This window comes from Grimontia marina, from assembly GCF_900060185.1.
GTDB lineage: Bacteria > Pseudomonadota > Gammaproteobacteria > Enterobacterales > Vibrionaceae > Enterovibrio > Enterovibrio marinus.
The window spans coordinates 13,266-26,023 of sequence record NZ_FIZY01000026.1; the positions used below are offsets into that span (position 1 = coordinate 13,266).

Annotated in this window: 16 protein-coding genes; all 16 read left to right on the forward strand. The window is 55.2% G+C overall.

Annotated elements, in window-relative coordinates; genetic code table 11:
* On the forward strand, positions 1 to 438 hold the full coding sequence (locus tag GMA8713_RS14035) for a gp436 family protein (RefSeq protein ID WP_062710965.1): 438 nt from the start codon (positions 1 to 3) through the stop codon (positions 436 to 438).
* Positions 438 to 980: a phage virion morphogenesis protein gene (locus GMA8713_RS14040; RefSeq protein ID WP_062710967.1), complete on the forward strand. Its 543-nt coding sequence runs from the start codon at positions 438 to 440 to the stop codon at positions 978 to 980. Before GMA8713_RS14035 ends, GMA8713_RS14040 begins: the two co-directional genes overlap by 1 nt.
* Positions 977 to 1,597 carry a hypothetical protein gene (locus tag GMA8713_RS14045; protein ID WP_062710970.1) on the forward strand — a complete coding sequence of 207 codons (621 nt, stop codon included), beginning with the start codon at positions 977 to 979 and terminating at the stop codon, positions 1,595 to 1,597. The genes GMA8713_RS14040 and GMA8713_RS14045 overlap by 4 nt, the downstream gene beginning before the upstream one ends.
* Complete coding sequence (locus GMA8713_RS28140; protein WP_062710973.1) at positions 1,594 to 1,818, forward strand: DUF2635 domain-containing protein; 225 nt, start codon at positions 1,594 to 1,596, stop codon at positions 1,816 to 1,818. The genes GMA8713_RS14045 and GMA8713_RS28140 overlap by 4 nt, the downstream gene beginning before the upstream one ends.
* A complete protein-coding gene (locus GMA8713_RS14055; RefSeq protein ID WP_062710974.1) occupies positions 1,815 to 3,287 on the forward strand; it encodes a phage tail sheath subtilisin-like domain-containing protein in 1,473 nt (490 codons plus the stop codon). Before GMA8713_RS28140 ends, GMA8713_RS14055 begins: the two co-directional genes overlap by 4 nt.
* A 12-nt stretch (positions 3,288 to 3,299) precedes the next feature.
* Positions 3,300 to 3,653: a phage tail tube protein gene (locus GMA8713_RS14060; RefSeq protein ID WP_062710978.1), complete on the forward strand. Its 354-nt coding sequence runs from the start codon at positions 3,300 to 3,302 to the stop codon at positions 3,651 to 3,653.
* Positions 3,654 to 3,665: 12 nt separating this feature from the next.
* The gene (locus GMA8713_RS14065) at positions 3,666 to 4,058 is read left to right on the forward strand and encodes a phage tail assembly protein (RefSeq protein WP_062710981.1); all 393 of its coding nucleotides are present in this window, start codon (positions 3,666 to 3,668) and stop codon (positions 4,056 to 4,058) included.
* Positions 4,059 to 4,168: 110 nt separating this feature from the next.
* Positions 4,169 to 5,944, forward strand: coding sequence for a phage tail tape measure protein (locus GMA8713_RS14070; RefSeq protein ID WP_062710984.1), 1,776 nt, complete (start codon positions 4,169 to 4,171; stop codon positions 5,942 to 5,944).
* Positions 5,945 to 5,953: 9 nt separating this feature from the next.
* The gene (locus GMA8713_RS14075; RefSeq protein ID WP_062710987.1) at positions 5,954 to 7,159 is read left to right on the forward strand and encodes a DNA circularization protein; all 1,206 of its coding nucleotides are present in this window, start codon (positions 5,954 to 5,956) and stop codon (positions 7,157 to 7,159) included.
* Positions 7,152 to 8,201: a phage baseplate assembly protein gene (locus GMA8713_RS14080; protein ID WP_062710990.1), complete on the forward strand. Its 1,050-nt coding sequence runs from the start codon at positions 7,152 to 7,154 to the stop codon at positions 8,199 to 8,201. Before GMA8713_RS14075 ends, GMA8713_RS14080 begins: the two co-directional genes overlap by 8 nt.
* Positions 8,195 to 8,785 carry a phage baseplate assembly protein V gene (locus tag GMA8713_RS14085; protein WP_062710994.1) on the forward strand — a complete coding sequence of 197 codons (591 nt, stop codon included), beginning with the start codon at positions 8,195 to 8,197 and terminating at the stop codon, positions 8,783 to 8,785. Before GMA8713_RS14080 ends, GMA8713_RS14085 begins: the two co-directional genes overlap by 7 nt.
* Positions 8,782 to 9,240, forward strand: coding sequence for a phage GP46 family protein (locus GMA8713_RS14090; protein ID WP_062710997.1), 459 nt, complete (start codon positions 8,782 to 8,784; stop codon positions 9,238 to 9,240). The genes GMA8713_RS14085 and GMA8713_RS14090 overlap by 4 nt, the downstream gene beginning before the upstream one ends.
* Complete coding sequence (locus tag GMA8713_RS14095) at positions 9,230 to 10,309, forward strand: baseplate J/gp47 family protein (RefSeq protein WP_062711000.1); 1,080 nt, start codon at positions 9,230 to 9,232, stop codon at positions 10,307 to 10,309. Before GMA8713_RS14090 ends, GMA8713_RS14095 begins: the two co-directional genes overlap by 11 nt.
* Entirely contained in the window at positions 10,297 to 10,854 is a 558-nt protein-coding gene (locus GMA8713_RS14100) for a YmfQ family protein (protein ID WP_232314444.1), read from the forward strand. Before GMA8713_RS14095 ends, GMA8713_RS14100 begins: the two co-directional genes overlap by 13 nt.
* Positions 10,854 to 11,594 carry a phage tail protein gene (locus tag GMA8713_RS14105; RefSeq protein WP_062711003.1) on the forward strand — a complete coding sequence of 247 codons (741 nt, stop codon included), beginning with the start codon at positions 10,854 to 10,856 and terminating at the stop codon, positions 11,592 to 11,594. Before GMA8713_RS14100 ends, GMA8713_RS14105 begins: the two co-directional genes overlap by 1 nt.
* On the forward strand, positions 11,594 to 12,619 hold the full coding sequence (locus tag GMA8713_RS14110; RefSeq protein ID WP_062711004.1) for a DUF4376 domain-containing protein: 1,026 nt from the start codon (positions 11,594 to 11,596) through the stop codon (positions 12,617 to 12,619). Before GMA8713_RS14105 ends, GMA8713_RS14110 begins: the two co-directional genes overlap by 1 nt.
* Positions 12,620 to 12,758 lie beyond the last annotated feature (139 nt).

Here is a 12,758-nt window from a genome sequence, read left to right on the forward strand (position 1 = left end):
ATGACCGCCGCCGTCTATGCCACCGCGCAAGATTTGCTTGAACGCGATCCCTCGTTTGTGTGGACGGTGGCCGCCCAAAAAGACAACCCCGATACCCTCGATGAGGTGGCCATGGCTGCCGCCTTGCGCGATGCCACCGAAGAGATAAACAGCTTTCTGTCTCGCTTTACTCTGCCGCTTGCAGCCACGCCAAACACGCTCAACCGCTTGGCCATTTCCCTTGCCTTTTACTGGCTGGCTGACCGCGACAGCAGCGTGACTGACCTCGTACAAAAGCGCTATGACGATGCCATCAGTACCTTGAAAGACATCCAAGCAGGTCGCCGCGATCTTGGTTTGCCCAAAGCAGACAAGCCCGCTGAAACCCAAAGCGGTAAGGCGGAGGTGATCGCCGCCTCTCGCCCTGCCATGCGCAAAGACTTGGGCGGGGTGCTGTAATGGCCATCGCCGTTAACATCACAGGCGATGCCGAGCTTCAAAGGCTTCAGCAACATATCGCGAGACTCAGCGATGCAGGTAACCGCCGCCAGCTGCTGGCCCTCATCGGCGCAGAAGCCGAAACCCAAACCCATCGCCGCATTCGCGATGAGAAAACCGCGCCAAATGGCACGCCCTGGGAAAGCTGGTCAGACGGTTATGCCAAGACCCGTCACGGTAACCATTCGTTACTGATGGGAAACGGCGAACTCGATGACTCTATCCAATTTCAGGTGCGTGGCAATAAGGTGCATGTGGGCTCGCCCCTGGTGTATGCCGCCGTGCATCAAGACGGCTTTGAGGGCGCGGTCAACATCGCCGCCCACCATCGGCGCATCACCCAAGCCTTTGGCAAGGTGCTTCGCCACCCTGTTTGGCAATCAGTCGGCGCGCATGTGCGCCACATGAAGGTGCCGCAGCGTGAATACCTGGGACTTTCCACTGAGAACCGCCAAGACCTGTACGCCTTGATTGGTGACTTTTACGGAGACCTTCTGACATGAGTACGCGCCCGCAACTCGACATCACAGGCACCTCTCTGGCCATCACCGCCGCTGTGGTGCAGGCCCTTGCCGCGTTCAAAGGCGATGCCCCTGATAAGGTCGGCAGCATTAACCGGCACAAAGGCCGCTTCGCCACCCCCGATGCAGTGAAACATGAGGTCACTCACTATGGCGCGATCCGTGTGGCCGCACTCAACGTCAGCCAGGTGCGCCGCGAAGCAGGCAGCCTGGTCGGCATGGTCTCCTTGGTGGCCTTTGTCATGACCACTGACCATTACGGCCATCACCGTGACGAGCGCGCCGAAGTCATCAGCAGCAAGCTCGCCGTGTTTATCTCAGGCCAAGATTGGTCACAGGCTCTTGGCCGAACCGCCTACAAACAGCCTGAACGCATAAGCGCGCAGAATCTTTGTACCGAGGCGCTAGACAACATCGGCGTCGCGATTTGGTCAGTCAGTTGGCAGCAAGAGTGTCGCCTCAATATGCCCGTTGACCTGACCACCCTTGATGACTTTTTGACCATGCAACTCGATACGCCCACGCAAGATAGTCCAGCGCTGAGCGCCACCTTCGCGATGCGCCAAAACAACACACCCAGCCCCGAGGACACCCAATGAACACCGTGACTCTCTACCCCACCGATAAAAAGGTGAAAGTACGTAAACCCGATGGCGGCCACCTCAATGAAAACGGCGAGCCTGTGGTCATGACCGCCTTCTGGCACCGCCGTGTGCGCGATGGCTCTGTCACCCAAGACGCGCCAGAAGACGCCATTAATACTGCAAAAGACAACATCGACACGGCCAAAGACAGCGCGAAACCAAAAGGATCTAAATGATGTCCATCCCGAATGATATTCGTGTTCCCCTGTTTTACATGGCTTTTGATAACGCCAATGCCAATCAGGGGGTCGCGGTACAGCAACACAAAATACTGGTGATGGGTCACCAAAGCGGCGGCACCGCGACCGACTTGGAGCAATACCGTATCACCAGTGACGACCAAGCCCGCGCCCTCTTTGGTGACGATGCCATGCTCACGGCCATGCTGCAGACGCTGCGCAAAGGCAATAACTACACCGAGACCTGGGCCATGCCCGTGGCTGAGCCCGCAGCAGGCACGGCGGCTTCATCAGGACAAGCCATCACGGTGACAGGCTCTGCCAGCCAAGCGGGCACGCTGTCACTTATGATTGCGGGCCAGCGCGTGCAAGTGGGCGTGAGCACCAATGACACTGCAGGAGCCATCGCTGCCGCCATCGTTAATGCCATCAACCAACAGGCCGCATTGCCTGTTACGGCGCAAATTCCAGCGAGCGAAAACACCCGAGTGAAACTAACCGCCAAATGGAAAGGGATCACGGGCAACGACATCGATGTGCGCTGTAACTATTACGACACCGAGCAGCTGCCGCCTGGCGTATCGCTAACCCTGTCACCTTTATCCGGCGGTGCAGGTTATGTCGATGCCAGTGACGTCATTGGCGCATTGGGCGATGAGTGGTTTAACCATATCGTGTGCCCGTTTAACGATCAGGCTTTCCTTGATGGCCTTCGCACCGAACTCGATGCCCGTTGGGGTGCGCTTCGCATGATGGAAGCCGTGTGTTACACCGCCATTCGCGGCAACCATGCCGAAACGGGCACCTGGGGCAATACGCGCAACGACCATTTGATCACCTGCATGAGCACCAACACCGCCCCCAACCCGCCGTGGGAATTTGCGGCGGCGTATGCGGGGCAAGCGGCCTATCACCTCGCTATCGATCCCGCGCGGCCTCTGCAAACCTTGCCCTTGGTCGGATTGCTGCCGCCGTCGAAGCGTGAGCGCTGGGATTTGGTAGAGCGCAACCTGCTGCTGCATGACGGTGTCGCGACCTACTACGTGGATGCAGGGAACCGCTGCGTGATTGAGCGTGAAATCAGCACGTACCAGGTCAACACCTTTGGCAGTCCTGATCCGAGTTACCTCGACATCACCACCCCGATGACGCTCGGTTATTTCCGCTTTGTCCATAAGGCTCACTTCACCCAAAAATTCCCACGCCATAAATTGGCGGGCGATGACGTGCTCGACAGCCTAGAGCCAGGGCAACCTGTCGTGACGCCAAAAATACTGCGCGCCGAAATGCTCGATGTGTTCTTGCAATTGCAAGAGAAAGGCTTGGTGGAAGGCTTTGAGCAATACAACGCCGAGCTTGAGGTCACCCGCGACAGCGCAGACGCCAACCGCATCAATGTGCTGTGTTCACCAGATTTGATTAACGGCCTTCGCATCATGGCCATGAACGTGCAGTTCAAGCTGTAAGGAGAAACACCGATGTCTATTCTCGGATACGCCAAAATTCGCGCCAATGGCGATGAACTCAAAACCAAGGGCGGCGCACGTCTCAACCCTGGCGGCTTTAGTCGCACCTCACACGGCGGTGGTGGTCGCGTCTGGGGCAACAGCAAACGCTTTGTCGCCCCCTCGCTCGACTTCAAGTTGGTGGTAGACAGTGACACCGACGTGCAAGCGCTCAACGACATGGAGAACGTCACCATCGTCTTTGAGGCTGACAACGGCCTCACTTACATGATGACAGACAGCGCCTTGGAAAACCCCGCAGAGCTCGATGAAGACAACGGCGAGACGGGCGGCAAATTCATTGGCAAACAATGCAAACGCATTTAAGCGAGGCAACCTGTGGCAAAAATTGAATTTAGCCTTGAGCATGGCCTTCTCTTTGGCAAAGGTCAGGACGCAGAGCCGCACTATGACGTGGTACTGCGTGAACTCACCACCCGCGATGTGATTGAAGCGCGCACCAAGGCCGAACAAGTGGTGTTTGTGCCTGACCCGCAAACGGGCACAGAGAGAGGCATCACCGTGGTCTCTGAGGTCAAGATGGGCATTGAGCTTTTATGCCGCCAAGTGGCCTCGATTGGCGACATTCAAGGCCCACTGTCAGAGCGCCAATTGTATGGGCTGCATGTGGATGATTTTGCCCTACTCAATGAACAAGCCGAACGCCTCGATGCTGCCGTGGGGGTGGCGGAAAAGCGGGGGCGATTGGAGCAGCCAGGCGACCGGACTTGAACAGGTCGTGCTTGCTCTGGCAAGCCGACATTTCACCTCTATCGAGCACTTTCTCGATAAACCCGTCACCTGGCTGTTTGACCACTTACTCGCATTAAAGGCAAAACACCATGAGCACACTAAACAGTGAAATCGTCATCAACCTGTCGGGGAACCTCTCCCAAAAAGCCCGCACCTACTCTAACGACATGAAGAAATTTGCGGCGAGTCAATCACACATGGCCAAAGGGTTTCGTCACGTTGTGAGAGGCGTCAACAAAGGTTTAGACGCCATGGAAAACCGCTACACCGCTTTGGTGGCCACGGTAGCAGGTGGCGCAGTGGCCAACAGGTTGGTCACCCTTGACCGCCGTCTGTCGCGTTTATCCGTAGCGGCAGACCTCACCAAAGAACAAACCCGCGCCTTATACGAAGAAATCGAGAACATTTCACGCTCTGAGGGTATCCGTATCGATCCTACCCAAACCCTCGAAGGGCTTGAGGTGGTGATGGAAAAGCTCGGTGATATCGACTTTGCCCGCCAGAACATGGGCAACATTGCGCTGTTTTCTCAAGCCACGGGCGCGACAGGTGGCCACATTGGTGCCGTGCTCACTCAACTCAAAAAGCTCTCAGTAGAAACCCAACAAGAGGTCATGACCGCCATGGACACCTTGAACGTGCAAGGTAAAAGCGGCGCGTTCACCATGGCCTCGTTCGCCGCACAAGGTGAGCGGCTGCTATCAACCTATGCTGCAACAGGTCGCCAAGGTGTTGAGGCTGTGCTTGAACTGGGTGCCGCCATGCAGGTCATTCGAAGTGGTGCGGGCTCTGACGACCAGGCCGTGACCGCGTATGAAGCGTTTATCCGAGAAGTGACCACCCCCGACAAAGTGAAAAAGCTCAAAGAATTGGCAGGCATCAATGTGTTCGATCCTGACAAGCTCAAGCAAGGCGCGGAAGTCATGCGCCCGTTACCCGATCTGATGAAAGACATCATTACTCAAGCAGGCTCAAGCCAGACCTACACCATGAGCCAAGCCCTCAACACCATCAAGTTTGGCGAAGAAGCCATGCGCGCCTTAAAGCCTTTGATGGGGGAGTTTTCCGCTAACGGCAGCATTAACGCCTTTGACCAATTTCTGTCCGTGACCGCCGACGGCAGTACCACAATGCAAGATGCGGCCAAGGTGGCCAAGGACTACCAAGCCAGCGTCGATAATTTGATGACCGCCGTCCACCGACTCACACAACGAGAGCTGGCAGGCCCCTTTCAAGACCTGGCCGATGCGGTCAACAGCTTGGACGCCGACACCCTTGACCGCTGGCTGCAGCTGGGCAAAAACATCGGCGTGACCGTGGCCGGACTCATCGCCGCCCGCAAAGCGCTGGGTGTCGCCAAAGATTTAAAAGCCGTGTTCGGCAAAAAAGGCGGCGTCGGGAATGGCGCAAACACCCTCTCTGGCGGTGTCACCCCCGTGTATGTGGTGAACATGCCCGCCGCCAATGCCCTGCCTGGTAGCGCGAGCGGTGGAATAGGGAAACAGGGCAAAGGTGCAGGCAAAATGCGCTGGCTCAACGCGGCGGCGCAAAGCACAGGCATTGGCTATGGCCTGATGAACCTTGCCCCTGACTTCTCCCCCATCGACATTCGCAGACAATCTGACGTCGATACCACAGGCATGCCGTCGTCATTCGTGCCAGGCGCGGGCTTACTGGATGTGTTTGACGAAATATCAGGCTGGTTCAGTGGACAAGGGGCCCCTTCCCAAACGCCGGAGTCTGGAGAAATCCGAGGCAAAATAGCCATCGAAATGCACGAGAACCGCACCCGCATTAAAAGCGCGGACGTGCGTTACAACGGCATACCGCTCACGGTCGATCACGGCTTATCGATGGCCGATTAAGGGGGCGAGATGCAAGCACAATGGCAAGACCGACGTGACGCCGCCTTTCGTGGCGTTCCTTTTCTACTGAACACAGTGCGCGGCAAAACAGGCCGCCGCACCGTGCCCCATGAATACCCCAAGAGCAACCTAGGCTGGCCAGAAGACAACGGCGGCGCGCTCAATGTCGAAACCATCAAAGCCGTCCTGGTCGGCCCCACCGCGCAAACCCAGTGCCAGCAATTGCTTGATGCCTTAAACGTCGCCGGGCCAGGTGAGCTGGTGCATCCCTATTGGGGCATTCGTCAGGTACAAGTTGGCGACGTAAATTACGATTTCGATAACAACGAGCGCGATATCTGCCGCCTGTCGTTTCAGATTTTCGCGGTCAGTGATCGGCTATTCCCTGCAGACCAACTCGACACGCAGCAAGCAGTCACCGAGCAAGCAAAAGCCGCCAATGACGCGCAATGTGAGCGCTTTGCCCAAGTGACCGAAGCACTGACACCCGAGCAAGCGACATCGATGGCCGACCATCTTGATGGATTGCTCGACAGCCTCGATAACACGGTGAACAACTTACCAGGGCTGCCGGAGCAAACGGGCGAATGGGTGAACAGGCTGGGCCGCGTTAAATCCTCGGTCACGCGCGGATTAACCTACCCAGGGCAACAAGCCAGGGACATCACGGATCTTCTTTTTCGCGTGAAAGACCTGGTCACAGAGTTGCCCTTGTCACTCAGTATTTACGATCAACTGGCACAGCGCTGGCAGGGAGAACGCGAAGCGCTGAGCCCTACCCGCTCTGCGACAACACCCGAACAGGCTCAACAGCTAACTGCACTCGATTTGATGCTCACCGCCGTCGTGACAGGCAAAGCCAATGCCATTGCCAACGGTGAACTGACCGACAGCCAACAAGCCGAGCAAGCGGCCACCTCGATGACAACGTCACTGGCGACCCAAGCTGCCCGCGCCGTGGAGGATGGCAACCGCGATGGCTGGCGAACACTGAGGGCTTTGCGCCTTTCCGTGGTCGAGGACATCAAAACCCGCGCACGCCAATTACCGAGAATGCGCACCGTCTCGATTGAGCGCCCTATTCCCTCGGCTTTGCTCGCCTATCACATCACAGGAGACGCACAGCAACGTGATGACATCGTCAAACGCAATCGCCTGTCTCGCCCCGCGTTTGTAACGGGCAATGTAGATGTGTTGGAGAACAGCAATGGATAAGGTGTCATTGAAAATCGGGGGCCGCGTCTGGCAAGGCTGGAAGCAAGTCAGCACGACCCGCGCCTTATCGGCGGTGACGGGTGAGCATCAATTCAGCATCACCCGCAGTTGGCAAGATGCCGAGGCGCTGCCCCTTCGTGAAGGCATGGCCGTGGAGGTGTTCATCGGAGAGGACAAAGTTGCCACGGGCTACATCGCCGAACGCGTACCAAGCTATGACGCCAACACGCTCAGCTACCACATCACCGCACGGTGCAAAACCAAAGATCTGGTCGAGTCGTCATTGGTTCACCCATCGGGGGAATGGAAACACGTCACGCTGGCCACCCTCGCTGATGAAATCTGCCGCCCTTATGGTATTGCGGTGGAGGTGCAAACCGACATTGGTGGGCCGTTCACCACTGTCCGACTTGAGCAAGGCGAATCGCCCTTTGAACTGCTAGAGCGCTTGGCCCGTCAACGGGGAGTGTTGCTTACCAGCAACGCGAACGGCAACTTGGTGATCGCCCGCGCCAGTGACATACAGCTGCACACCGCCTTGGTGCTCGGACAAAACATCTTGGCCGCGCGGGGCCGCTTTAGTGAATCAGAGCGTTTCAGTCAGTACATCATCAAAGGCGTCGGCAATGGTGCCGCGTTTGATGCACAAAGCCCCGCCCGTGTCGGCGGCCAATCCGTGTCAGTCAATGACAACGACATCACGCGCTATCGCCCGAAAATCATTCTCTCGGAAGAGGTCTTCACCGCTGATGGCGCAAGCCGTCGAGGCCAGTGGCAAAAGCAACGCGCGCTGGCACATGCCACCACCACTGAAATCACCGTACAAGGCTGGCGCATGCCCAATGGAATGCTCTGGCCACTGAACCGCCGCATCAAAGTGCTCGACCCCATTCAAGGGATCGATGACGTGTTGCTCATCGCCTCACTGACCCGACTCGAAGACGACCAAGGCCGCACCACGGTGCTCGGTTTAGTGCCCCCCAACGCGATGGATATTCCCATCGAAACCGCCAAAGACACTAAGCAGGTGGCTGCATGGTAACCGCGTTCAACCGCCTTTTAATGCCCGTTAAACGCCGATTACAGTTAATGGTTGATCGCGCCGTGCTGCGTATCGTGAGCGATAGCACCCAACGCCAACAGCTTCAAATCCAAACCTTGGCAGGCGAAACCGACAGCGACATTGAACGCTGGCAAAACTATGGCCACACCAGTGTGCCGCCAACAGGCTCAGAAGCCATCACTCTGGCCCTGAACGGTAACCGTTCGAACCTCATTGTTATCTGCGCCGAAGACAAAGGCGTAAGACTGAAAGACCTGCAGCCAGGGGATAGCGCGCTGTATCACGCAGAGGGCCATTTTTTGAAACTGACCCGAGATAAAACGGGCGAGCTTAGCGCAGATACCCTGAACATTTCAGTGAAACAGGTAAATATCACCGCCACTGAATCGGTTGTTATAACGACCCCTACAGCACGCTTTTCTAACAACGTTGAAATCGGAGGTAATTGCCATGTAACAGGTCACGTCATCGGTGAGCAAGGCGGCACCTTTAAAGGCGTCAAAGCGGAGAGCCACAAACACAAAGAAAACGGTAAAGACAACCTAACGGACGACCCACAATGATTGGTACTTATTGGCACCAGAACGGCGCAGACCACAGCATCGAAGACGGCAAACTGGCAGAAGACGATGGCCTCAACTCGCTGGTCTTCATGATGTTGATGACGGATGCACGCGCCAAAGACAGCGACGCTTTACCTGCTGGCACAACCGACCGTCGTGGCTGGCCTGGTGACAGCTTTGCCGCGTCACCCTGGGGCTCTCGCCTTTGGCTGCTTGCCCGCGAAAAGCTCACCACAACCACACTGCAGCGCGCAGAAGATTACGCCAGTGAAGCCCTAGTGCCGCTGCTCAAAGGGATAGCCAAACGCTACCGCGTCACGGCATCACGTCAAGGCCGCGAGCGCTTGCGCCTAGATATCACCATCACCAAACCCGACGACACGGTGATGCGTTATGGCATCAGCCTTCGTTGGGCGGCGCACACGTTACGCGGTGAGGTGTCACATGCCTTATAACCCGCCAACACTTGCCGAATCTATTCAACAAATCGAAGGCGATATCTCGCTTGAGCTTGGCCTTAATGCCCATTTACCCGTGGTCTGTTCAGAGCGCGCCATCGCGTTTTCCGTGGGCGCGGCCAAGCGTGATTTGCATGACCAACTGCAGTGGCTGGCCAAACAAATTGTGCCGACCGCCGAAAGCGACGACAGCACCATTGAAACCCGCGCCGCTTATGAAGGCGTGCCGCGCAAGCTGCCACAAAAGGCCAAAGGGCATGCCACTTTTACGGTGTCTGATAACGCGCAATTGCCGCTTGATTCGGTGCTCACCGCCGCCAACGGTTCACGCTATCTCGTGACCTTCGCCACCTTGCCCGACAACGGGATCATCATCGCTGCAATTGAAGCCGAACTGGCAGGGAAAGCGGGCAACCTTAATGCAGGTGACGTGCTCACGCTCGTCAGTCCCGTGCCAGGCATTCATAACCAAGCCACCGTGCGCACTCTTGAAGGGGGCGTAGACATTGAACCCATTACTGAACTGCTCCGTCGTTTGTGGTTTCGCAAACAATATCCGCCCATGGGTGGTGCACTGCATGATTACAGAGCTTGGGCGACCGAAGTGCCGAGCGTGACCCGCGCTTGGGCATACGATGCCTGGCAAGGTGGTAGCACCGTGGGCCTGACCTTTGTCTGTGATGGTAATGATGACCTCTTGCCGTCTGCTGCAAAAATCCAAGAAGTAAAAGACTACATCTATCGTCATAGCGACCCTGCAACGGGCGTGGAGGTGGGCCGCCCTGCTGGCATTGAAACCGTGTTGTTTACGCTACGTATAAAGCCCGTTCAATTGGCCATCACACTCACCCCCGACACTGCAGAGACCCGCGCCGCCGTCATCGCACAACTCACCCAATTAGAGCGCCAATTCGCAAGCCCTGGTAGCCGCATTTTACTGTCACAAGTACGCACGGCCATTGGCACCGCATCGGGCGTGATGGATTACGCCACCCCACTTGCCAGCGACATCATCAGCCAAAGCAATGAGCTCATCACCTTTGAGGTGCCGCAGTGGATAGAGTAACCGCCGCCCAATCGACAGAGGCTTGGCTTGATGTCCTGCAGCAGCTGATGCCACAGGGCCTTGCTTGGCCGCGTGATGATGAGGCGAATCAAACCAAACTGCTTCGCGCACTGGCCAAACAACTGGCCGACATTGATGCCCAAGCGGATGCGCTCCAACAAGAAATGACACCCGCCAATGCGCGTGAACTACTCGACGAATATGAACAGTATTTGGGTTTACCCGAGTGCGGCGCACCGCAACAACAAACAACAGAGCGCCAAGCCGCTGCCGTTGAAAAAGACCAACGAAAAGGCCGTTTGCAAGCGTGGAACATCGAACAACGCGGTGCAGATTTAGGCTTTCAGATTACGGTCGAAGAACACTTTCCGCATCATTGCCTTCGAGGCTGCACCTATCCCCTCTATGAAGAAAAGTACCGTCACCTTTTGCGTATCCGCGTGCATGGCACAGACGAAGGCGATGCCAACACTCTGGAATGCACCCTCAAGCAATTCAAGCTCGGCGGGAAATATTACGAATTTGTCTATGAAGGTAATCAATAATGCATTTGCTCAATAATGGCTCTCAGGTCGAACAGATACCCGCTATCAAATCACGTGAAGGGATTGGCGGCTACTTCAGTGAAAGCAATGATGACGACGCGCCAAGCTATCCGGGGGCCGACTGGTTTAATGCTGTCATTCGCGAGTTTCAAAATGCACTGGCAGTATCTGGTGTGGCCTTTAACCCTGATAGCTTCAATCATCTCGCCGCACTTATACAGATAACTGCAGTGCCTGTAGGGTCTCCGATGCCCTGGTTTACCGATACGGCTCCCAATGGACATGCCATCTTCAAAGGCCAAGCGTTCGACAAAGACGCTAACCCTCAATTAGCCCTCATTTTTCCAACAGGTGTTCTACTGGATTTACGCGGGGTCGGCCTCATCGGTAAGGAAGAAGGCGAAACAGTAGGCGTTTTCGAAGAAGGTCAGGTTAAAGAACACGGCCACCCTAATTCAGAGGTTTCAACCACGAATCTGGGAACGAAGCGATCAACATCTAACGGACGACACCGTCACTATTCGAGAGGCGGTTATCAGGGGGGATATACCAGCTCATACCATAATGCAGATGCGGCTGGCGGCAGTCATTCGAATGTTCTTTATTCAAGCGAAGCCCCTGATCATTTCCACGACACCTACATTGGGGCGCATGGCCACGCTCTTCAAGTTGCCCTATTTGGCATGGTCAAAAACACCATTGATCACTACAAAGTTAATTGGATTACTAGGATGGCCTAATGAATAGCATTCAATCGCAATCTGTCACCTTAAACGTATCTCAAATCACTGACGAAGGGTGGTGGCTTGGTAACAAGCAAGAACATGTGGCCAAAGGTACAGCGCTCGGTGATGACTATACCGAGTCAATTTACACGCCCTCAGAAGTAGGGTTAATCGCACGCTTCGACAGAGAAAAAGGTGTCTGGTCTGATGAAATCAAAGACATGACATTCACACCTTACTTTTCAGAGAATGGTCAGCACTATATCGTGGGCTCGCCTGATGGCGCTGTACCAAAAGGCATGATTGAAACCCCGCCACCAGCACATGACCCACTCAAACAGGCCGTGCGACATGATGGTGAGCAGTGGAAGATATTTGATATTAAGGTTGGCGAGTCTTTTTGGGATGAATGGGCCAATGAATATGTCGTGTCAGAAACCTATTTTGAATTGCCTGAATCCTGCACCTGGGAACGTCCACCCGAGACTGAAGAAGGCTATATACAAAGACTAGTGGACGGCAGCTGGCAGCAAATCGAAGACCACAGGGATACGCTGATTTATAACAAAGCAGAATGCAGACATACTGATTACGTCGATGATATAGGCCCAATAAAAGAGGGATGGACGTTTGATGAACCTCCTACCCCATACCACGAATACACCGCAGAAGGTTGGGTGCAGAGCATTGACCGCGCTAAGCAAGCAAAGCGAGAAGAGATCAACGCCTGGCGCGCATCACTGGAAAATGACTCAGGCACGACCGTCACTGCAAATGGTATTGAATGGGACGCAGGGCCTGAAGCACGTTTGAGGATTGATTCAACGATACTGTCTGACTCGATGCCGCCTTATTGGACTGATGCCAATAATGTCGATCATCAAGGCATGACGATAGAAGCGTTAAAACAAGTTAAAGCCGCCATTAACCTTCAAGGTTTTATGATCCACGACAGACAGCGAGCCATGAAGCGAGACTTAGACCAAATTGCCGAGTTTGATGATGTGTTGGCGTTTAGCGTGGGCTGGGTTGAAGCATAAGCAAGAGTTAAAGGCGATTTAAAACCCGTTTAAAGAAAAGCTGAATAAACCGCTTAATTTGGTATTCGATTTACATTCCAGATTAAGCGGTTTCATTTTTCATTTCGCGCGGCGGGCTACATTTCTACTGCAGAAATAT